Source organism: Eubacterium aggregans, from assembly GCF_900107815.1.
Classification (GTDB): domain Bacteria; phylum Bacillota; class Clostridia; order Eubacteriales; family Eubacteriaceae; genus Eubacterium_O; species Eubacterium_O aggregans.
Map to the genome: position 1 here is coordinate 116727 of NZ_FNRK01000003.1, position 22553 is coordinate 139279.

Sequence of the window (22553 nt, forward strand, 5' to 3'; positions counted from 1 at the left end):
ATTAAATTTTCTTTTTTATTTTTCAGGGAATTATTTTCTATCATAATTAAAAAAATTTGTTATAATAGGAATTAATACAAGCGGGAGGAGCATACATGAGGAAAAAAAGTATCTTAATCGATGGGAATAGCCTTTTATACCGGATGTTTTATGGTATTCGGGAAATGACGACAGCAAAGGGGGTGCCCACCAATGCCATTTATGGCTTTGTCGGGGTCCTGGTAAAAATTGAACAGGAATACCGTCCGGATTATTTCGGTGTCGCCTTTGATTTGAAAGCTCCCACCTTCCGTCATAAAAAATATGCTGATTATAAAGCAGGGCGGGATAAAATGCCCGAGGATTTGGGATCTCAGTTCGTTTTGTTAAAAGAGCTCCTTCGGAAAATGGAGGTGCCCATTCTGGAGCTTTCAGGATACGAGGCCGACGATATTATCGGGACCCTAGCAAAGGAGGGGGAACGCCAGGAGGCGGATACCTTCATTATTACTGGGGATAAGGATTCCTTCCAGCTGGTGGACGATCGGATTTCTATTTTATATACCACCACCCGCAGCGGCAACCAATTCACCACAGTGGATGCCGATTATATCATGGAGCGTTACGGGGTGACCCCACTAGAGCTCATTGATGTGAAGGCCCTCATGGGGGACCCCTCAGACAATATCCCCGGGGTAGCTGGAATTGGTGAAAAAACAGCCATAAAGCTTATCAAGGCTTATCACACGATCGACGGTCTGTACGATCATATTGATGACCTTAAGGGGAAGCAGAAGGAAAAGCTGCTGAATGGCCGGGACTCGGCCTATGAAAGTCGATTTTTAGGTGAGATCTGTGTGATGGCACCGGTGGAAAAACATATTGAGGATTTGGCCTTTGACGGGATGTTTACCGACAGTGCCAAGGAAATGTTAGCAGAATTAGAGTTTAAGTCCATCCTTAAAAAGGTGGATGGCTCTGATGCCGTATTGACAGACCACCAGGGAGATATGCTGCCCTTTACCCGGGTTGAGGATCAGCGCAGCCTTATGGGGCTGCTGGGGCAAATCAATCAATTCAGCCGTGTCTTTATCTATGCTTTAGAGGAGGGGGATGCCCTCTGGATGGCCCTGCGGGCGGGGAGTCAGTATTATTTTTTACCCGATGCGGCCATGGTAGAGGCTTTTATCGGCGGTTTAGCGGATATTCCTGTAGCCGATGATGTTGAAATCATCGGTCAGGATTTAAAACAGCTGACCCATATTTTTAACCGCTTTGGAGGATGTATTCCCAACTATACCTTTGATACCATGATTGGAGGCTATTTGCTGAATCCCTCGGACAGCCGATATCATTTATCCGCATTGGCGGCTAAGTACTTGGATGAGGCGTTACCGGATGACGAGGAATTCTTTGGAAAGGGTAAAACCAAGAAAGCCGCAGAGGACATGGAAGTCGGGGTGTTGGCACCTTACACCATTCGCCTTTGTGACGCTCTATATCGCTTGTGGAAGCTTCTGCCTGAAAAAATTGAAGAGGATGGCATGACCTGCTTAATGGACACCATTGAGCTGCCCCTTTTGGCTATTATGGCTTCTATGGAGGAATTAGGCTTTACCATTGATGTTGGGGCTTTAGAGGCATTATCCCATTCTTTTGAAAAGCGGCTTCTGGAGCTCACCCAGGAGATTTATGATTTGGCAGGGGAGACCTTTAACATTAACTCCACCAAGCAGCTGGGTGTGGTCCTCTTTGACAATTTAAAGCTGCCGGTGATTAAGAAAACAAAGACGGGATATTCTACCAGTGTGGAGGTATTGGAAGAACTGAAGCTTTTCCATCCCATCATTGAAAAGATTTTGGAATATCGATCCCTCTCGAAGCTTGATGGAACCTACGGCAAGGGTCTGATTAAGCTGATCGATCCCGAAACCCACAGGGTATATTCAACCTTTAACCAGACGGTGGCAGCCACCGGGCGGTTGAGTTCATCGGACCCGAATTTACAGAACATACCGGTCAAAACAGAGCTGGGGCGGGAAATCCGTCGGGTGTTCATTCCTTCGGCACCAGACCGAATTCTGGTGGACGCGGACTATTCCCAAATCGAACTGCGGGTCCTGGCCCATCTCTCCGGGGATGAAAATCTGATTGATGCCTTTAAAAAGGAACAGGATATCCATACCCGTACGGCTTCAGAAATATTTGGGGTGCCCATGGATGGGGTTACCAGAGAGCAGCGTGGCCATGCCAAGGCCATAAACTTTGGGCTGATCTACGGTAAGCAGGCCTTTAGTCTTGGGAAGGAGCTGGGCATCAGCCGAAAAGAGGCCCAGGATTATATCGATACGTATTTTGCCCGTTACCCCAAGGTGGCAGCGTATATGGAAAATGTGGTGACGGAAGCTAAAGAGAAGGGTTATGTGACAACCCTGTGGGGCAGACGGCGCTATCTTCCGGAAATCCACTCCCGTAATCGGATGCTGGTTCAATCCGGGGAACGCATGGCCTTGAATACTCCCATTCAGGGAACGGCGGCGGATATCATTAAAAAAGCAATGATTACCGTATCTGCCCGTTTGGCCCAGGAGGGGCTGAAGGCAAAACTGATTCTCCAGGTTCATGATGAGTTGATTGTGGATGCTCTGGAATCCGAGCAGGAACAGGTACTATCCATTTTGATCCAGGAGATGGAGCGTGCGGCGGTATTGTCTGTTCCACTGACAGTGGATGCCCATTGCGGCCATTCTTGGTATGAGGTCAAGTAAAGCAGGAGAGCACATGAAAGTTATTGGTTTAACAGGCGGCATCGCTTCAGGTAAAAGCACTGTATCCCGGATTCTTCGAGAGGAGTTCGGGATCCCCATTGTCGATGCAGATCAGATTTCCCGGGATGTGGTGGCCCCAGGGGGGGCTGCCCTGGAACGCATTGCAGAGTCCTTTGGATCGGAATACCTTATGCCCGAGGGGGGGCTGGACCGCAAACGAATGGGAGCCTTGATTTGCGAGGATCCCAAGGCAAAAAATCGTCTGGAGGGCATTCTCCATCCTATTATTGAGCACCATGTTGAAAATATTATTGCGGATTATCGCGCTAGGGGAATGGATTTGATCGTCTATGACTGCCCCCTTTTAATTGAGGCCAGACAGGAACGTTTTGTGGATTCGGTGGCCTTGGTGGTAACGGATATTGCCCTGCGGGTCCAGCGGCTCATGGAAAGAGATGGCATTGCAGAGGATGAAGCCAGGAAAAAAATCGCCATCCAAATGTCAGATGATGATAAAGAGCGGTACGCCGATTTTCTGATTTCCAATGATGGGGATGAAGAGGCTCTGAGAGAGGCGCTTTCACGGTTGGTCATGCGCTGGAAAAATTGTTGATTTTTTTGAAAAAAGTACTTGCAATTCAGAAATGCTTTGGTTATAATAATGCTTGTCTTCTTTTAGAGAGACAAACAGTGCGAGGATGGTGGAACTGGCAGACACGCAGGTTTGAGGGACCTGTGGCCAATGCGGCTGTGAGGGTTCGAATCCCTTTCCTCGCACCATGTATAAATAAACACGCAATATGCGGAAGTGGCTCAGTGGTATAAGCAGAGAACCCAAATCTGTGATTTGGTGTGAATCGCTTAGTGGGAGAGTTTAGCTCTTTTGAAGAGTCAGCACGAAGAAAAAAGAATGTTTTTAAGCGGAAGTGGCTCAGTGGTAGAGCATCGCCTTGCCAAGGCGAGGGTCGCGAGTTCAAATCTCGTCTTCCGCTCCATTAAAAAACCAAGCTCGATTGAATCGGGCTTTTTTAATACTTTGAATTAACCTCAAAAACTAAAAGCCACAGATTGCCCCCCCCAAAGGGGATCTGTGGCTTTTGTCTTGGAAATTCATTCTCGTTAAAAGTATTTTTCTAAACAATGTTGAATATAAACAACCTCCCCGATGATGTGAATGTCATCCCGTTTGATATGGCAGCATCGGGCATCGTAGTCAGGGTTATGGGGCTGGAGAATGACATAATCATCCTGTAGGACAACCTTACGAATGATGAGATTCTCTCGGTTGATGTGGAGAGCCATGGCGGTTCCTGGCTTCAAAGTGGTATCCAGGCGAATGATGGCCTGGGCACCTTGTTGCAGTGTAGGGGCCATGCTGTCATCTGGGATTTGGAAGGCGAAGACTGCTCCCCACGTAGCCACCTTCTCCACGGGAAGACGTAGGGATTCCCCGGTGCGGGCGTTGGAGAAAAGGGGGATATCGTACCGAATGCAGTCAAACACGGCAACCTCGGAGTAGGCATCGGCTGAAACCGTGTCTTCTAAAATGATTTCACTCTCATAGCGGTTAACGGGCTCTCCCATGAGCCATTGGGGGTTGACATCAAAGTAAGCAGCCATTTGCTGGATGGTGGTTATTTTAGGTGCCATTTCACCCCGGGTATAGCGTGAAATGCTGGGGGGTGAGAGATTAAAGGTCCGACCCATGGAATAGGTGTTTTCCTGGGCCGCATCCATTAGGGCCTTTAGCCGCTCGCCGAAGATGGCTTTGTTGATTTTAGGTTTTGCCATTTCAATGCCCACCCTTTGTGATACAGTCATAAAGATCAGTCCGCCGGGAGGAGAGAATGGGAAGTTCCTGGCGGACTTTTTTTACCAGATCAAAGTCTAAGGTCTCATAAAGAATACCCGGATGTTCATCCAAGGCCGAGACAATATGGCCCCATGGGTCCACCAGGGAGGAATGCCCCCAGGCACAATATTCGGCTTCTGTGTCCCGGGCAGAGGAACAGGCCGCCACATAGCATTGGTTATCCACTGCCCGGGCCCGAAGGGTTAAGTCCCAGTGCAGGGGACCGGTGGTCATGTTAAAGGCAGCGGGAATCACCATCAGCTGTGCTCCTTGATCCGCCATGATACGGAAAAGCTCCGGGAAGCGCAGGTCAAAACAGATGGCTACCCCAACGGGGCCAAATTCGGTTTGGACGACAGTGATGGTATCGCCGGCGGAAAGGACCCGGGATTCCCGGAAGTGGATGCCACCTTCGATGGAAACATCGAAAAGATGAATTTTACGGTGATGCCCGATACACGATCCCTTCCGATCAAAAACATAGCAGGTATTGTAAATGCGTTTATCGACGCGCTCAGGGACGCTGCCGGCAAAAAGATAGACCCCGGCATCGGCGGCCAGCTGGCTGAGCTGGCCATAGATATAGCCCTCCATGGGCTCGGCCACTCGGCTGAAATTGCCATGGCAATAGGGACAAACAAACATTTCTGGTAAGACAACGAAATCCGCACCTTGTCCAGCAGCTTTTTCAACCATTGCTTTGGCTGTATTTAAATTGGTGTCCAAATGATTAATGGGTGTCATTTGACAACAGGCGATTTTTGCTTTCATGTTTTCCTCCAGTTCATATTAGTATTATACCCTATCCTTTAAAAAGAAGGAAAGGGAGAAGTAAAAAACGGAAACGACAATCAAGAATTAAAAATTAAGGAATTATGCACCCAACCTCGGCTTTTTTTGTTATAATTATAAGTTAGTAAAGAGAAGAAGAGGTCTGTGCATGAGTGATTTGGCATTAACCATTGATTGTGGGACAAAAGGGTTAAGAGGCATTATTTTTGATACATATGGCAATCAATTGGCAACGGCTGAAAAGCGGTATGAAAGCTATTATAGCCTGAATATGGGATGGGTGGAAGCACCTGCCAAAATGTTTTGGGATGATCTATGCCAGGTGCTGGGTATTTTAAAGAAGGAAGAACCATCGCTTTTTGCCCGGGTGGCGGGTATTACCGTGGCTTGCCAGAGGGATACCGGTACCATTGTCGATTCTCAGGGCGAGGCATTAAGGGATTTCATTATCTGGCAGGATCGGCGAAAGTTGGATAAGCCTGTGGAGATTCCAAAGCTTTGGCGCATCCTTTTTGATTTGGCAGGAAAGGGCCCCTTTGTGGATTCCTTTAACACTCAGACCCATGCCCATTGGATAAAAGTCAATGAACCGGAAAAATGGGCGGCAGCCCATGCCTATGTTTTGTTATCCAGCTACCTCATCGGAAAATTAACGGGAAAACTCATTGATTGCCGGTCTGATATTGCCGGGCACCTCCCCTTTGACTTTAAGAAAAAGGAATGGAGTGGCTCCAAGGATATTTTAACCCAAATTATCCGCATTGAACGGGAAAAACTGGTTCCCCTGGTGGATTCCTGTGCCGCTCTGGGAGGCATCACAGAAACAGCCGCCCTGGAAACCGGGCTGCCAGTAGGACTGCCGGTTATTGGGTCGGGGACGGATAAGGGCTGTGAAACCATTGGTGTGGGCTGTCTGGGTCCAGACACAGCCAGCGTTTCCCTGGGAACCCAGGCGACAGTGGAAATAACGACCGATCATTACTTTGAATTGATTCGTTTTTATCCGCCATTTCCAGGGGTTGGCCCGAAGAGCTATAATCCGGAAATTACAGTTTATAATGGTTTTTGGATGATGAATTGGTTTGTTGAAACCTTTGCCCAGCTGGAGAAGCAGCAATGTGATGAGCAGGGAGAGGATATTTTAGCCTTTCTGGACCGGCAGATTGAAAGAATTCCGGCGGGATCTGAAGGCCTGGTGCTCCAGCCCTACTGGGGAATGGAATCCTTCAAGCCAGAAGCCATGGGGTCCATTATTGGGCTCACTGAGGGGCAAAACAAATACCATATCTACCGTGCCATCATTGAGGGGATTGGCTATGCCCTGCGGGAGGGGCTCGAACAGATCGAAGCGAAGTCTGGCACTCGGGTTAAAAGTATTGGATTATCTGGTGGTGGCGCCCAAAGTGATATCATTTGTGGCATAATGGCCGATATTTTTGGAAGAGAGACCTATCGGGTACAGACATCAGCGACTACAGGGCTCGGTGGAGCGATGGCCATATTTGTGGCCCTTGGCCGGTATGAAGATTTAAGGGAAGCGGGTTACAATATGATTCGGAAAACCCGGAGATATCGTCCAGACCCCAAAAGACAGAGGCTGTACGATGAGATTTATAGAGACGTATATGCGAAGGCTTATAAGCGGTACCAACCCTTATATCAATCCTTAAAGAGCATTATGGCAAAGGTGAAAAATGACTAAGAAATGTAAAATCGGATTGGATGTGGGATCAACCACCATTAAGGTGGTTGTTTTAGATGAAGAAAACACGATGATTTTTAAGGCTTACAGGCGCCATCTGTCTAATATTCGAGAGATGATGGCGGTGCTTTTGCAGGAAACGTACACCTTGATTGGTAATGTTCCAGTGACCATTAGCGTGACAGGTTCTGGAGGACTCTTGGTGTCCAAGTGGATTGATGTTGCCTTTGTCCAGGAAGTTGTCGCCGGGACCATTGCTGTGGAGAAGAAGATTCCCCGGACAGACTGTGCCATTGAACTGGGAGGGGAGGATGCTAAAATCACCTTTTTTGAAGGGAATATTGAGCAGCGGATGAACGGGACCTGCGCTGGCGGAACCGGTGCCTTTATCGACCAAATGGCCACCCTCCTTAAGACCGACGCCGGGGGCTTAAATGAAATGGCAAAGACCCACACCACCATTTATCCCATTGCATCCCGATGCGGGGTTTTTTCAAAGACGGATATTCAGCCCCTCCTCAATGAAGGGGCTGAAAAAGCGGATATTGCCGCCTCTATTTTCCAGGCTGTGGTCAACCAGACCATCAGTGGCCTGGCTTGCGGTCATACCATCCGTGGGAATGTTGCTTTTCTGGGGGGACCCCTTTTCTTTTTATCCGAGCTTAGGGAACGCTTTATTGAAAGCTTGAAGCTGACCCCGGCCCAGGTGATTTTCCCTGAAGATTCCAATCTTTTTGTTGCCATGGGAGCCGCTTACTCGTCAGAGAAAAATGGAGTCATTTCCTTTGGTGAGATTATCAGGCGGCTTAAGGAAAACACCTTTGTCCAGGATATGGGGGTGGATCGCCTTCAGCCCTTATTTGCAGATGCAGGGGAACGCCAGGCTTTTGAAGCTCGCCATGCCCAGGCCAGGGTGGTGCGCGGGGACTTGGCAGCATACGAAGGACCCTGCTTTTTAGGTATCGATGTGGGCTCTACCACCACCAAAACGGTTCTCATTGGAGAAAACGGGGAGCTGCTTTACAGCTTTTACGGCAGTAATGAGGGGGACCCCTTAGAAAAGTCCCGACAAATCCTGTTGGATATTTATGCTAATTTGCCCCAGGGGGCTGTCATTGCTAAGTCGGCGGTGACCGGCTATGGGGAAGGTCTTATTCAAACAGCCCTGAAGGTGGACATCGGGGAGATTGAAACCATCGCTCACTATAAGGGAGCCAAGTATTTTAAGCCCGAGGTGGATTTCATCCTGGATATTGGCGGCCAGGATATGAAGTGCATGAAGATCCGCAATGGAACCATCGACAGCATCATCTTAAACGAAGCCTGTTCCTCAGGCTGTGGATCCTTCTTGGAGACCTTTGCCAAATCCTTAAATCTTTCCATGGAGGATTTTGTGGAAAGTGCTCTGGATGCAGAAGCCCCCATTAATTTAGGGACCCGGTGTACAGTGTTCATGAATTCCAAGGTCAAGCAGGCCCAAAAGGAAGGGGCCAGCGTCGGTGAGATTTCGGCGGGATTGTCCTATTCGGTCATTAAGAATGCCCTCCAAAAGGTAATTAAGGTGCATAACCCTAAAGATTTAGGGGAGAACATCATCGTACAGGGCGGAACCTTCAATAATGACGCGGTGCTCCGGGCCTTTGAGAAAATTACAGATAAAGAGGTGGTACGCCCGGATATTGCCGGGCTGATGGGTGCCTTTGGTGCGGCTCTTATCGCCAGAGAAGGGTACATCCAGGGTGAGACGACCACACTGCTGGGGAGAGAAGCGCTGAATTCCTTCAGTGTGGCAATCAAACATCGTCGCTGCGGTGGCTGCAGTAATAATTGTCAGCTGACCGTCAATATTTTCGGGGATGGCTCCCGGCACATTACTGGAAACCGATGTGAAATCGGGGCTGGTGTCAGCCATAAGAAAAACGATCTTCCCAATCTGTATAAGTACAAATACCAACGAGTTTTTGATTACCAGCCCTTGCCCACGGCCATGGCCGCCAAGGGTGTCATCGGCATCCCCCGGGTGCTGAACCAATATGAAAATTATCCCTTCTGGTTCATCTTTTTAACATCCCTGGGCTACCGGGTCATCCTCTCCGGAGATTCTAACCGGAGGACCTATGAAAAGGGTATGGCCAGCATCCCCTCGGAATCCGTTTGCTACCCGGCAAAGTTGGTGCACGGACACATCCAGGATCTTATTGACAGTGGGGTTAAAAAGATTTTTTATCCCTGTATTTCTTTGGAGGAAAAGGAATTTGAAGGGGTGGATAATTGGTATAATTGCCCTATTGTAATGTCTTACCCTGAAACCATTAAGCATAATATGGATGTTTTGGGGGAAGAGGGCATTACCTTTATCAATCCCTTCCTGGCCCTGGATAACCATAAACGGCTGGAAGAACGGCTGATAGAGATCTTTGGGGAAGAGGGGGCAACCAAGGAAGAGGTGAGCATCGCCCTTCGCCATGCCCATGGAGAGCGGGAACGCTTTCGGAAGGATATGCAGCGCAAGGGCGAAGAAACCCTGGCCTGGCTGAAACGCAACCATCAAAGGGGGATTGTCCTGGCCGGCCGGCCCTACCACATCGACCCAGAAATCAACCACGGACTGGATAATGTCATTACCTCCCTGGGGCTGGCAGTCCTCACCGAGGATTCCATCGCCCATTTGGCGGCTGGAAGCAATGCTGGAGATCATTACCGCGTATTGGACCAGTGGAAATATCATAGTCGACTGTATAAGGCGGCGGAGGTGGTCGCCCAAAATGATTGCTTAGAGCTGGTGCAGCTGACCTCCTTTGGGTGCGGCCTGGATGCGGTGACCTCGGAACAAACCCAGGAGCTTTTGGAAAGCAAGGGGGGAATTTATACCCTCATCAAAATCGATGAGGTCAATAACCTGGGGGCTGTACGAATCCGAATGCGCTCCTTAAAGGCAGCCATGGAGGAACGGGCAAAAAATCATATCAAGCTGCCCGAACACCCCTTACCCAAGCGGATGTCCTTTACCAAGGAAATGCGCAAGAACCACACGATTTTAGCACCCCAGATGTCACCCATCCATTTTGATTTCATCGCTGATGTTATGAAGGTCTGTGGCTACAACTTAGAGGTGCTACCCAGCGTGGATGCGGCAGCGGTTGACGCAGGACTGAGTTATGTGAATAACGATGCCTGCTACCCCAGTATTTTGACAACGGGACAGATTATGGCGGCCCTGAAGTCCGGAAAATACGATTTGGATAACGTTTCGGTAATGATGACCCAGACCGGCGGCCCCTGCCGGGCATCCAATTATGTGGGCTTTATCCGGAAGGCCTTGCGGGAAGCGGGAATGGAGCAAATTCCGGTTATTTCCCTCAATGTAGTGGGTCTGGAGGAAAATCCCGGCTTTAAGATTACGGTGGGCATGGCCCATCGGCTGATGATTGCTGCGGTGTACGGGGATTTGTTTCAACGACTTATTTATGGAACACGTCCCTATGAACGGGATGCCGGGTCCACCATGGCGCTATACGAAAAATGGCGCCGAATCGTTAAGCACAATGTTACAAAGCCCAGTATTCGGGTATTCCGTCGCAATGTGCGGCAGATCATTGCCGAATTCGATGCCCTTCCCCGAATCAGCCGACATATCCCAAAGGTGGCCATCGTGGGGGAAATTTTGGTGAAATACCATCCGACGGCCAATAATAACCTTGTGGAAGTCTTGGAAAAGGAAGGTGCTGAGGTAGTGGTGCCGGATTTATTGGATTTCTTCCTCTATTGCTGTTATAATTCAATTTATAAGTACGATGTGCTTTCGGGTACCCTCTCCGGGAAGCGGAGCAGCCAGCTGGCCATCAAGGTGATTGAGCAGTACCGAAGAAATATGAAAAGGGCCCTTAATGAGAGTACCCATTACCGGGGACCTTCCACCATCCAGGAAAAGGCGACAAAGGCCCAGGAGCTCATTGCACTGGGGAACCAGGGAGGAGAAGGCTGGTTCCTGACGGCGGAAATGATGGAGCTCATTGAAAATGGGGTAGAGAATATTGTTTGTGTTCAGCCCTTTGCGTGTTTGCCGAACCATGTTATGGGGAAGGGGATGATTAAGCCCATTCGTAGACGTTATCCCAAGGCGAATATTGCGCCCATTGATTATGATCCCGGGGACTCCGAGGTCAATCAGATCAATCGGATCAAGCTGATGATGGAGACGGCCCGAAGAAATTTGGAAGAATAAAGATTGGAGAGATGTCATGTTAACGGATTTTAAAATCGACATGGGGAATATACCTGCCCATGTTGCCATCATTATGGATGGCAATGGACGTTGGGCAAAGAGAAAGTTGAGACCCCGTCTCTTTGGACACAATGCGGGGATGAAGGCGCTGCATACCACGGTAAAAACCGCCTCTGATTTAGGGGTAAAGGTTCTGACGGTGTATGCCTTCTCTACAGAAAACTGGAAGCGGAGCCCTGAAGAGGTGGACGGCCTGATGAAGATTGCCGTGGAGTATTTTATTAAAGAAATTGCAGAGCTCCATGAAAACCATGTCCAGGTCCGCATGATTGGAGATATGAGCCGGGTTCCTGCAGATGTTCAAAAGGCAGCGGCAGACGCCTGTGGGCTCACCGCCGAGAATGAGGGGCTGATTCTCAATGTGGCACTCAACTATGGTGGACGGGATGAAATCCTAAGGGCTGTTAAAGCTATTATGGCCGAGGGGATCCCTCCAGAGGAGGTTACCGAGGCCTGTATCTCCAACAATCTGTACACTGCAGGGCTGCCGGACCCAGATATTATTTTAAGGACTGGCGGTGAAAAACGCTTGAGTAATTTCTTGCTTTGGCAGGACTCCTACGCAGAAATTATTTTTGATGATATTTGGTGGCCGGATTTTGATTCAGATGCGTTTTATAGGGTTATTGAGGAATATCAAAAAAGGGAAAGGCGTTACGGTGCGGTAAAGTAAAATGCGAAAACGGATTTTGACGGCGGTGGTGGGCTTACCCCTGCTATTCGCAATGCTTTATTTTGGAGGGATTTACCTGTTTATAACCTGTGTCGTGCTCACGTCCATTGGTCTGTGGGAATATGCCAAGGCGGTTAATCGACGCTTAGACTGTAAAATCCGCTTCCCTTTCCTATTCATTCTGGGAATACTGATTCTATGTTTTATGAAGCTCGATTATGGGATGGTTTTGCCCTTGTTGGCGGTTTGCTTTATTGCCGTTTTTTGTACGGAGGTGTTTTTGGGAAAGGCCGATGTTTATCGGGGGATGGCTTCAGTTGTGGGACTGGTTTATATTCCCATGATGTTTGGTTTTCTACTGCTCTTTGATACGGTGCCATCGGGACGATGCTATCTTTGGATGGTTTTTGTCATCGCTTTTATCACCGATACAGCGGCTTATTTCACCGGAATGGCCATCGGAAAGACAAAGCTGGCCCCAAAAATCAGCCCAAAGAAAACAGTGGCCGGGGCTGTTGGCGGAGTGGTTTTTGCCGCCATCGCCATGGTGATCTACGGTTTGATTCTTCAGTATAATTTTAATTTTACCCTTCCGATTTATATGTACATCGTACTCGGCGTGGTGGGCTCTATTGCTGGCCAGTGCGGAGATTTAACGGCATCGATGCTCAAACGGAAGATGGACATCAAGGATTTTGGAAAATGTCTGCCCGGTCACGGAGGCATTTTGGATCGTTTTGATAGTATTCTGTTTATCATCCCCATTGTATATATTTTTGCGATATATACCTTCGGATATCTTTAAAAAGATGGGGTGCTAAAACTTAGGAGGTATTGATGTTAAATACAGTACTAATGGTTATCCTCACCCTGCTGATTCTTTCCATATTGGTGGTGGTCCATGAATGGGGGCATTATATCGTTGCCAAGAAAACAGGCGTGTATGTCATTGAATTTGCCATTGGCATGGGGCCGGTTCTCTTTTCCCGTCAGGGTAAGGAAACGCGTTTTAGCATCCGAGCATTGCCCATCGGCGGCTTTTGCCGCATGTATGGAGAGAATGAGGATGAGGAAGAAGAGGTGGAGCCAGAATCCCTCCCCATCGAAGTGGATGAATCCCGGAGCTTTCAGAATAAGTCCAAGGGACAGCGGCTGGCCATCTTAGTGGCCGGGGCAGCCATGAATATTATCTTTGCTTACCTTTGTCTGGTGGTGGTATTTTTACTCAAGGGAACTGGACTTGGCCCTTCACTTTTAAATGGTGTTCAGGCAACCGTCAGCTTTGGGGGGACCATCTTCCAAAGCTTGGGAATGCTCGTTACCGGCCAGCTTGGGCTGAATGATTTTGCTGGTCCCATTGGGATGGTGGGTATGGTTTCCAGTTTTTATCAATACGGATTTGCTGCTTTACTAACCTTTACAGCCCTTATTTCAGTTAACCTCGGTGTGATTAATCTGCTGCCCCTTCCTGCACTGGACGGTGGACAGGCATTGATTTTGATCATTGAAAAAATAACGGGGAAGGAGCTGGACCCCAAAAAGGCAGCAACCATTAATTATATCGGTTTTATGGCATTGATGGGGCTGGCCCTCGTCATTGCAGTGAATGATGTTTTACGCATAATGGGATAGGTGAGAAAATGAAAATTAATCGTAGAAAAACCAGGATTGTTTCCATCGGTGGCAGGGCCATCGGTGGAGAGAATCCTATTTTGATTCAATCCATGACGAATACGGATACCCGGGATGCAGAGGCGACAGCCGCCCAAATCAATGCCCTTTCGGCAGTGGGGTGCGAGATTGCCCGGGTGGCGGTACCGGACGAAGCTGCAGCGTATGCCCTGTCAGCCATTAAAACGAAGATCAACATCCCCCTGGTGGCGGATATCCATTTTGATTACCGTCTGGCTTTAAAAGCCATTGAAAATGGGGTGGATAAACTGCGGATCAACCCAGGGAATATTGGGGATATCAATAAAGTAAGGGAGGTTGTTTCAGCGGCTAAGGATCGGGGAATCCCCATTCGAATCGGTGTCAATGCTGGGTCTCTGGAAAAGCGTCTGCTCGATAAATACCAGGGGCCAACCGCCCAGGGAATGGTGGAAAGCGCCGAGGGACATATCCAAATCCTCCAGGATTTGGGTTTTGAGGATATTGTGGTATCTATGAAGGCTTCAAATGTCTTATTAACCATTGATGCTTACGCCCTATTCTCTGAAAAATACGATTATCCCTTGCATCTCGGTGTAACCGAGGCTGGGGTACTGCGCAGCGCCGCCGTTAAAACCGGTGTGGGACTGGGGTATCTGCTGTTAAATGGGATCGGGGATACCCTCCGGGTATCGGTAACCGGGGACCCTCTGGAAGAAATTTACGTGGCCAAGGACCTGTTATCCTCCATGGGGCTGTTTAAACAGAAGGATGGCATGGTAGAGGTGGTGTCCTGTCCCACCTGCGGCCGGACCGAAATCGACCTGATTGGCATTGCTCAGGAAATGAACAATCGGCTGCAAAATGTCCATAAGGACCTAAAGGTCGCCGTTATGGGCTGTGTGGTGAACGGCCCTGGAGAGGGTAAGGAAGCCGATATTGGTGTGGCCGGCGGAAAGGGAAAGGGCGTTTTGTTCAAAAAAGGACAGGTCTTTAAAACGGTGGCGGAGGATGAAATCATCCCCGCATTAATGGAAGAAATTGAAAAAATGTAGGAGGGCCCAGGATGAATCCGATGAGTGGAAAACAGGCAGCACTGCAAGACGTTCTAAAAAAATATAGCCTGGAACCAGAACGGATCGAGGTGGCCAGTGGCAGCCAGGAAATTATATTTACCTTTAAGGCAAACCCGAAATCCTGTGACAATGTGGCGGTCCAGCAGGATCTCTGCCAAATTTTTGATTATGCCAAAAGCGTGGCAGTGGTGATTCCAGTTGAGAAAACATCCCAAGGGCCAGATTTAAAGCTCATGGACCACATCACCACGGCGGATGAAGAGCGAAAGAACCAGATTGAGGCGGTTAAAGCCAAACGTCTGGAGGTTATCCAGAGTGAAAATGTGGCCATCGCCAAGCAAAAGCCCGTGGCAACACCGTCCTCCCCCAAGGGCAAGGTGGGAAAGGATGGCAAAGCCAGACCGAGTGCCAGTGGTGGTGCCCTTTGGGGGAAGCCCATCCGGGTTCCCGTAGAATCTCTGGCGACCATTGATTTTTCCAAGCAAACCCAGCTGGTCGGGCAGAAGCTTTGCATCGCCGGGTGCGTGTTCGGCATTGATAATCGGTCTGTCCGGGGAGGACGGGTCAGCTTTAATTTCAACGTAACCGATGGAACTGGTTCCGTAGGCTGCCAATTATTTGATGCCGAGGACCGTCTGCAGCCACTGATGGACAGTCTTAAAAAGGATGCCTGGGTTCGAATTGAAGGGACTCTGACTCTGGATAATTTCAGGAACCAAATCTTTTTAAAACCCCGAAATATTGAGCCAGCCACTGCCCCGATACGTACCGATGATGCCAAGATAAAACGGGTGGAGCTCCACCTCCACAGCCAGTACAGCTCCATGGACGCCGTCAGCAAGGTACATAAGATCATGAAGCAGGCAGAGGATTTTGGGCATGATGCCATCGGGATTACAGACCATGGCGTGGTTCAGGCCTATCCGGAAATGATGAACCTGAGTAAGAAAAATGGGATTAAGGTTTTGTACGGTGTGGAAGGTTATTTGGTGGATGATGGTGTATCCATTGCGAATGGTCCCCAGGATGAGCCCTTTACCGGGGAGTTTGTTTTCTTCGATTTGGAAACCACTGGTCTGGCCGCCGGGAAAGATGTCATCATTGAAATTGCCGCAACGAAGATTAAGAACAAGCATATTGTTGAAACCTTTTCTAAAATCATTAATCCCCATCGCCCCATACCCCCTAAGATTACTGAGCTTACGGGAATTACGGACCAAATGGTGTCGGGGGGGGAAGAGGCAGAGGATGTCATTCGCGATTTTTTGGAGTTTTGTGACGGCCGTATTTTAGTGGCCCACAACGCCGCCTTTGATATGGGGTTTTTACGTTGTGCCCTGGAGGACTATGGCATTGAGGACACGATCACCTATTTTGATACCCTGACCATGGCCCGGGCCCTCATGAAAGAAATTGGGAAGCATAACCTCAAAAAGCTGGCCAGTTATTTCAAAATCGATATGGGACACCACCATCGGGCGCTGGATGACGCCATTTGTTCTTCAAAGGTCATGTTCAAACTCATGGAGCGGGCAGAAAAATCCGGCTGCCATCGGGTGTCGGAGCTTAATGCGCTCATGAATAATGAGCAGATTTTAAAGACTGAACAAGGACGGCATGTCATTATTTATGCTAAAAATCAGGATGGGATCAAGGATTTGTACAAAATTGTCTCCAAGGCCCATGTGGAATATTTTTATCGCAAACCGAAAATTCCAAAATCACTCTTGGCGGCCAATCGAAAAAACCTGATTGTTGGGTCGGCCTGTGAGGCCGGGGAGCTTTATTTGGCCTTTAAAAATGGCGAAAAGCAAGCCCGTATCGATGCTTTGGCAGATTTTTATGATTACTATGAGGTCCAGCCCCTGGGGAATAATGACTTTCTTATTCGAGAGGAAGGACGAACCCGGGAAGAGCTCATCGAAATTAATCAAAAAATCATTGCCCTGGGGAAGGAAAAGGGAAAGCTGGTGGTGGCTACCGGGGATGTCCATTTTGTGGACCCTGAGGATGCCCTGTACCGGGAGGTGCTCCAATCCGGCCAAGGCTATCGGGATGCAGATATGCAGCCACCCTTGTACTACCGCTCCACCCAGGAAATGCTGGATGAATTCGACTATTTAGACCCGGAAACCGCCTACGAAATCGTGGTGACCAATACCCGTAAAATCGCGGATTCCATGGATGCCGTACTGCCCATTCCCGACGGGACCTTTCCCCCGGTCATTGAAGGTTCCGATGACGATATCCGGAATATGGTTTACGATAAGGCCCATGAAATCTATGGGGATCCCCTGCCGGAGATGGTGGAAAGCCGGGTAAAGCGGGAGCTGGATTCCATTATTGGCAATGGGTATTCGGTGCTCTACCTTATCGCTCAAAAGCTGGTGCACCATTCCCTGGAGGATGGGTATTTGGTAGGGTCCCGGGGGTCTGTCGGCTCCTCTTTGGTGGCCATGCTCTGTGGGATTACGGAGGTTAATTCCCTGGCACCCCATTATATCTGTCCCCATTGCAAGCATTATGAGTTTTTTGACAGCACCAAGGTGGGCTATGGCCCGGACCTTCCCGATGCCAATTGTCCAGAATGCGGTACGCCCATGCAAAAAGACGGCTTCGATATCCCCTTTGAAACCTTTCTGGGTTTCAAGGGAAATAAAGAGCCTGATATCGACTTGAACTTCTCCGGGGAAAATCAAGCAGAAGCCCACCGGTATACCGAGGTGCTTTTTGGGGAAGGCAAGGTCTACCGAGCCGGTACCATTGCCACCCTGGCAGATAAAACAGCCTATGGTTATGTCAAGAATTTCTATGAAGAAAAGGGAGAGTACAAGCCCGATGCGGAAATCAGCCGGGTGATCTCAGGATGTGAAGGGGTCAAGCGCACCACGGGTCAGCATCCTGGTGGGGTTATGGTCGTCCCCCGGGATAAGGATATTTACGATTTTACCCCCATCCAGCACCCGGCAGATGATCGGGACAGTGATACCTTAACCACCCATTTTGATTACCACTCCATTCAGGGGCGGATGCTGAAGCTGGATATTCTGGGGCATGATGACCCCACCATGCTGCGGATGCTTCAGGACCTTACCGGAGTAGATCCCCAAAGTATTCCCTTGGATGACGAAAATGTGCTGAAGCTCTTTAGAGGAACGGATTCCCTGGGATTAGTGGACGATGATTTCGATATTCCATTGGGAACCTGTGGGGTTCCGGAGTTTGGAACGGGCTTCGTCCGGCAGATGGTGCTGGATGCCAAACCCAACGCCTTTGCCGACCTTGTTCGGATTTCTGGGCTGTCCCATGGGACCAATGTTTGGCTTAATAATGCCCAGGACTTGATTCTCAATAAAGTGGTTTCCATTAAAGAGGTTATTTGTACCCGGGACGATATTATGCTTGGCCTGATTTCCATGGGACTGGATTCAGAAGAATCCTTTAAAATTATGGAGCATGTGCGAAAAGGGAAGGGCCTGACCGACGAGGAGGAAGCCTATATGCGCAGCTTTAATGTGCCGGAGTGGTACATTGATTCCTGTCAAAAGATTTCTTACATGTTCCCCAAGGCCCATGCCGTGGCTTATGTGATGATGGCCTTTCGGATAGCCTATTATAAGGTCTATCATCCATTGGCCTATTATGCCACTTATTTCAGTATACGGGCCAAGGAATTTAATCTGAGGGATATGACCAGCGGTAAGGAACACGTTAAAAAGACCATTGCAGAAATTAAGGCTCTGGGGAATAACGCCAGCAATAAAGAGTCCAATTCATTAACCTCATTGGAGCTGGCCCTGGAAATGTATTGTCGGGGTTTTGAATTTGTAAAGGTGGATATTTATCGCTCCCACTACAAAAATTTCCTCATTGAGGATGGCAAGCTATTGCCCCCCTTGATGGCCATTGATGGCCTGGGGGAAAAGGTAGCCGTCCAAATTTATGAAGAAGCCCGGATTAAGCCCTTCATGTCCAAGGAAGATCTTCAGAATCGGGCCCATGTCAATAAGAGTAACCTTGAAAAGTTGGATTCCTTTGGCTGTTTTGCAGGATTACCGGATTCGGACCAGATGTCCTTTTTTAGCTTTGGCTAAAAATTCAAAATTTCTTAAGTTATTGAGGGATGTTTTATGTTAGTGTTATACTATTAATGAAAAAAGGGGGTGGCGGCAGTTAATCGAAAAATAAATAAAAAAAAGAAACAACGCCAGTTGTACGGTTTTTTAGCCGGACTGTTGATTATTTTGCTGTGCCTTTTGGCCAGCAGCACTTTGTTTACCACAGACGCCGCCCATTACGCCGCTTTGACAAAAAAGGAGCCGGCAGGAGGGGGGTCCTCCATTACCGGGCCAGTGATTTCAACCATTACCGCTCCGGTGCCCACGGCTGAGCCAACCCAGAGGGTGGCGGTTGATCCCCTGACCACCGGAAGTATTACCCAGTTGGTTAATAAGACCCATGGACTACCCCAGGATTATAGCCCTGGAGACCTTGTGGCCAATGATCTGCCGGGTATCCGTCAGACCTATCTCCGCTCCGAGGCAGCAGCAGCTCTGGCAGAATTGTTTGCTGCTGGACAGGCCCAGGGCCTGGACTTACAGTGCTGTTCAGGCTTTCGGGATTATGATACTCAGGTGAGTGTCTTTGATTCGGAGGCGGCGAGTACAGGCCAAGCTTCTGCTGAGGCTACCACCGCCCCTCCGGGTTACAGTGAGCATCAAACGGGTTTATGCATTGATGTGACCAGTAATACCATCGGATTGGCCCTGACCACCGATTTTATCAACACCGCTGAGGGAGCATGGCTGGATGCCAATGCCTGGCGTTATGGTTTTATTATTCGCTATCCCAATGGTCAGGAGAGCATTACAGGCTACACCTATGAGCCCTGGCATTTGCGGTATTTAGGTGTGGATGTGGCTAAGGCAGTCTACGATAGTGGAAAGACCTATGAAGAGTATTTGAATATTATGGATTAAAGTGATTAGGAGAAGAAAAAATAAAGGGGCAGAGGTGGAAGCCTCTGTTCTTTTTTGTTATAATCTATTATTAGTATTAAGATTAAGAGAGGATGCAGCCCATTGAAAAAAGAAATGTCGAAAGTCTATGAACCCCATTCGGTGGAAGGCCGGATTTATGATTGGTGGCAGGAAAAAGGTTATTTTAAACCGGAGGTCCATCCAGAGGGAAAGGCCTACACCATCATGATGCCTCCACCAAATATTACGGGTCAGCTCCACATGGGCCATGCCTTTGATGATACCCTCCAGGATGTCCTCACCCGTTTTAAGCGGATGCAGGGTTATGCCGCCTTATGGGTTCCCGGTATGGACCATGCCAGTATTGCCACTGAGGTGAAGGTGGTAGATAAAATCCGAAATGAAGAAGGTAAAACAAAGGAAGATCTGGGTCGTGATGAATTTTTAAAGCGGGCCTGGGATTGGGCCATTACTTATAGAGACCGTATCCGGGAGCAGGTGAAAAAGCTTGGTGCTTCCTGTGACTGGGACAGAGAGCGCTTCACCATGGATGAGGGATGCTCAGAGGCTGTTAAAGACACCTTTATTCGCCTGTATGAGGAGGGCCTCATTTACAAGGGGAGCCGGATTATCAATTGGTGCCCGGATTGTAAAACGGCCCTATCCGATGCAGAGGTTGAATATCAGGAAGAAAATGGCCATTTGTGGCATATCCGTTATCCCTTTGAGGATGGTGAGGGCTACGTTACTGTGGCCACTACCCGCCCGGAAACCATGCTGGGAGACAGCGGTGTTGCCGTCAACCCCAAGGATGAACGCTACACCGACCTGGTGGGTAAAAACGTCATTCTGCCCATCGTGGGAAAAGCCATCCCTGTGGTAGCCGATGATTACGTGGACATGGAATTTGGCACCGGCGTGGTTAAGATGACCCCCGCTCATGATCCCAATGACTACGAGGTGGGCAAGCGCCATAATCTGGAAGAAATCAACGTGATGAACGAAAATGGGACTATGAATGCCTTGGCTGGTGAAAAATACGCCGGTATGGATCGTTATGCCTGCCGGAAGGCCGTTTTGGCGGATTTAGAGGCCTTGGGACTCCTCGAAAAAGTGGAGGAACACGTCCATAATGTGGGCCATTGCTACCGGTGCAGCACTACCGTGGAAACCATGACCTCTGAGCAATGGTTTGTAAAAATGGCACCCTTGGCCGAGCCAGCCATTGATGCGGTGCGAAACGGAGATACAAAATTTGTACCGGACCGTTTCAGCAAGATTTATTTCAATTGGATGGAAAACATTCGGGACTGGTGTATTTCCCGTCAGTTGTGGTGGGGACACCGGATTCCGGCCTACACTTGTGATGCCTGTGGTGAGCTGGTTGTTGCCAAGGAAAAGCCAGAGGTCTGTCCGAAATGTGGCGGCAGTCACTTCACCCAGGACCCTGATGCCCTGGATACCTGGTTTAGTTCTGCCCTCTGGCCCTTCTCAACTCTGGGATGGCCCAGGGATACCGCCGATTTAGAAAAATTCTATCCCAATGCCGTATTGGTCACAGGATATGATATTATTTTCTTCTGGGTTGCCCGTATGATTTTTATGGGGCTTTATAATATGGGTGAAGCACCCTTCTCGGATGTGTACATTCACGGCCTCATCCGAGATTCCCAGGGACGGAAGATGAGTAAATCCTTGGGGAACGGGATTGATCCCCTGGAAATCATTGAGGAATACTCTGCGGATGCTCTGCGTTTTGCTATTATCACCGGAAATTCTGCGGGAAATGATATCCGTTGGCAGGATGAAAAGGTGGAGTCCAGCCGGAACTTCCTGAACAAGGTTTGGAATGCCACCCGTTTTGTTCTCATGAATTTAGAAGACGATATCATGGATCAACAAGAAACCGCTATGGCGAACCTGGAAGCCACGGATAAGTGGATCCTTAGCCGGATGAACACCGTGGTGGGGGAAGTGACCCAGAACATGGAGAAATACGAGCTGGGGATTGCCGCACAAAAAATTTACGATTTCACCTGGAGCGAATACTGCGACTGGTATATCGAGCTGGTGAAACCCCGGCTGTACGGTGAGGATGAAGGCAGTAAGCTGGCGGCAGAATACACCTTAAATACTGTGCTCACGACGATTTTAAAATTGCTGCACCCCGTGGTGCCCTTTATCACAGAAGAAATTTATGCCTATTTACCTGGGAGTGGTGAGGCCATCATCGTGGCCAAATGGCCGGAATACGATGAAGCGCTGAGCTATCCCCAGGAGGAAAAGGACGTTGTTTTCTTAATGGAGGTCATTCGGAATATCCGGAATATCCGGGCGGAAGCCGATGTGCCAAATTCCAGAAAAGCTGAGCTGTATTTCATGACCGATAATGCGGAGCATGAAAGCCTCCTCATGACCTCAGAGGCCTTGCTTGAAAAGCTGGCGTCAGTATCCGGGGTGAAGACCATTGAGAAGGATGCGGTGGGGGATGGCTTTATCTCTGCTGTCATAGAAGATGCCGAAATATTCCTTTCCCTAGAGGATTTGGTGGATAAGGAAAAGGAAATCGCTCGTCTCCAGAATGAAAAGAAAAAAATTGAAAAAGAACTGGCCCGTTTAAATGGCAAGCTGGGTAACGAAGGCTTCCTTAAAAAAGCACCGGAGCAGGTAGTGGCCGCCGAGCGCGAAAAACTGGCAGGGTATACAGAGATGATGGCTAAGGTTGAAGACCGTCTGGCCTATTTTGAAAAATAGGTATAAATAAAGAGAGCAGCGGTAGATATCGCTGCTCTCTTGC

General features: G+C 48.9%; 13 protein-coding genes and 2 tRNA genes. 13 read left to right on the forward strand and 2 right to left on the reverse strand.

Annotated features, from left to right (window positions below; all coding sequences use genetic code 11):
• The first annotated feature begins 95 nt into the window (after positions 1-95).
• From polA to BLW33_RS02865, 4 genes are all read left to right on the forward strand, one after another.
• Complete coding sequence (gene polA / locus BLW33_RS02850; RefSeq protein WP_090304847.1) at positions 96-2747, forward strand: DNA polymerase I; 2652 nt, start codon at positions 96-98, stop codon at positions 2745-2747.
• Positions 2748-2760: 13 nt separating this feature from the next.
• Positions 2761-3360 (forward strand): dephospho-CoA kinase, encoded by a 600-nt coding sequence (coaE, locus tag BLW33_RS02855; protein ID WP_176966597.1) that lies wholly within the window; start codon positions 2761-2763, stop codon positions 3358-3360.
• 79 nt (positions 3361-3439) lie between these two features.
• Positions 3440-3527: transfer RNA gene (locus BLW33_RS02860), tRNA-Leu, on the forward strand.
• A gap of 140 nt (positions 3528-3667) precedes the next feature.
• Positions 3668-3742 (forward strand) — tRNA-Gly (locus BLW33_RS02865).
• 124 nt (positions 3743-3866) lie between these two features.
• Here the strand turns inward: BLW33_RS02865 and BLW33_RS02870 are convergent.
• On the reverse strand, positions 3867-4538 hold the full coding sequence (locus BLW33_RS02870; protein WP_090304851.1) for a helix-turn-helix domain-containing protein: 672 nt from the start codon (positions 4536-4538) through the stop codon (positions 3867-3869).
• 1 nt (position 4539) lies between these two features.
• Entirely contained in the window at positions 4540-5370 is an 831-nt protein-coding gene (locus BLW33_RS02875) for a carbon-nitrogen hydrolase family protein (protein ID WP_090304853.1), read from the reverse strand.
• Between the two features lie 169 nt (positions 5371-5539).
• Between BLW33_RS02875 and BLW33_RS02880 the strand changes: the two genes are divergently transcribed.
• The 9 genes from BLW33_RS02880 to BLW33_RS02920 all read left to right on the forward strand — a co-directional run bounded on the left by BLW33_RS02880 (position 5540) and on the right by BLW33_RS02920 (position 22510).
• Entirely contained in the window at positions 5540-7093 is a 1554-nt protein-coding gene (locus BLW33_RS02880; RefSeq protein WP_090304855.1) for an FGGY-family carbohydrate kinase, read from the forward strand.
• Positions 7086-11318, forward strand: coding sequence for a 2-hydroxyacyl-CoA dehydratase (locus tag BLW33_RS02885; protein ID WP_090304857.1), 4233 nt, complete (start codon positions 7086-7088; stop codon positions 11316-11318). Before BLW33_RS02880 ends, BLW33_RS02885 begins: the two co-directional genes overlap by 8 nt.
• Positions 11319-11334: 16 nt before the next feature.
• Positions 11335-12051 (forward strand): isoprenyl transferase, encoded by a 717-nt coding sequence (locus BLW33_RS02890; RefSeq protein ID WP_090304859.1) that lies wholly within the window; start codon positions 11335-11337, stop codon positions 12049-12051.
• A 1-nt stretch (position 12052) separates the two neighbouring features.
• Positions 12053-12856 carry a phosphatidate cytidylyltransferase gene (locus BLW33_RS02895; protein ID WP_090304860.1) on the forward strand — a complete coding sequence of 268 codons (804 nt, stop codon included), beginning with the start codon at positions 12053-12055 and terminating at the stop codon, positions 12854-12856.
• Between the two features lie 32 nt (positions 12857-12888).
• Positions 12889-13683 (forward strand): M50 family metallopeptidase, encoded by a 795-nt coding sequence (locus tag BLW33_RS02900; RefSeq protein WP_090304862.1) that lies wholly within the window; start codon positions 12889-12891, stop codon positions 13681-13683.
• Between the two features lie 8 nt (positions 13684-13691).
• Positions 13692-14756: a flavodoxin-dependent (E)-4-hydroxy-3-methylbut-2-enyl-diphosphate synthase gene (ispG, locus tag BLW33_RS02905; protein ID WP_090304864.1), complete on the forward strand. Its 1065-nt coding sequence runs from the start codon at positions 13692-13694 to the stop codon at positions 14754-14756.
• An 11-nt stretch (positions 14757-14767) separates the two neighbouring features.
• A complete protein-coding gene (locus tag BLW33_RS02910) occupies positions 14768-18871 on the forward strand; it encodes a PolC-type DNA polymerase III (protein WP_090304866.1) in 4104 nt (1367 codons plus the stop codon).
• A gap of 69 nt (positions 18872-18940) precedes the next feature.
• On the forward strand, positions 18941-19756 hold the full coding sequence (locus BLW33_RS02915; protein WP_090304868.1) for a M15 family metallopeptidase: 816 nt from the start codon (positions 18941-18943) through the stop codon (positions 19754-19756).
• A gap of 114 nt (positions 19757-19870) precedes the next feature.
• The gene (locus BLW33_RS02920) at positions 19871-22510 is read left to right on the forward strand and encodes a valine--tRNA ligase (protein ID WP_176966603.1); all 2640 of its coding nucleotides are present in this window, start codon (positions 19871-19873) and stop codon (positions 22508-22510) included.
• Positions 22511-22553 lie beyond the last annotated feature (43 nt).

What these genes read in the sequence shown, in the direction of transcription:
- BLW33_RS02895 (WP_090304860.1), top strand. Translation starts at nt 12,053, where the DNA reads ATGCGAAAACGGATTTTGACGGCGGTGGTGGGCTTACCCCTGCTATTC.
- BLW33_RS02920 (WP_176966603.1), top strand. Translation starts at nt 19,871, where the DNA reads ATGTCGAAAGTCTATGAACCCCATTCGGTGGAAGGCCGGATTTATGAT.
- BLW33_RS02900 (WP_090304862.1), top strand. Translation starts at nt 12,889, where the DNA reads ATGTTAAATACAGTACTAATGGTTATCCTCACCCTGCTGATTCTTTCC.
- BLW33_RS02875 (WP_090304853.1), bottom strand. Translation starts at nt 5,370, where the DNA reads ATGAAAGCAAAAATCGCCTGTTGTCAAATGACACCCATTAATCATTTG.
- coaE (WP_176966597.1), top strand. Translation starts at nt 2,761, where the DNA reads ATGAAAGTTATTGGTTTAACAGGCGGCATCGCTTCAGGTAAAAGCACT.
- BLW33_RS02890 (WP_090304859.1), top strand. Translation starts at nt 11,335, where the DNA reads ATGTTAACGGATTTTAAAATCGACATGGGGAATATACCTGCCCATGTT.
- BLW33_RS02870 (WP_090304851.1), bottom strand. Translation starts at nt 4,538, where the DNA reads ATGGCAAAACCTAAAATCAACAAAGCCATCTTCGGCGAGCGGCTAAAG.
- BLW33_RS02880 (WP_090304855.1), top strand. Translation starts at nt 5,540, where the DNA reads ATGAGTGATTTGGCATTAACCATTGATTGTGGGACAAAAGGGTTAAGA.
- ispG (WP_090304864.1), top strand. Translation starts at nt 13,692, where the DNA reads ATGAAAATTAATCGTAGAAAAACCAGGATTGTTTCCATCGGTGGCAGG.
- BLW33_RS02910 (WP_090304866.1), top strand. Translation starts at nt 14,768, where the DNA reads ATGAATCCGATGAGTGGAAAACAGGCAGCACTGCAAGACGTTCTAAAA.
- polA (WP_090304847.1), top strand. Translation starts at nt 96, where the DNA reads ATGAGGAAAAAAAGTATCTTAATCGATGGGAATAGCCTTTTATACCGG.
- BLW33_RS02885 (WP_090304857.1), top strand. Translation starts at nt 7,086, where the DNA reads ATGACTAAGAAATGTAAAATCGGATTGGATGTGGGATCAACCACCATT.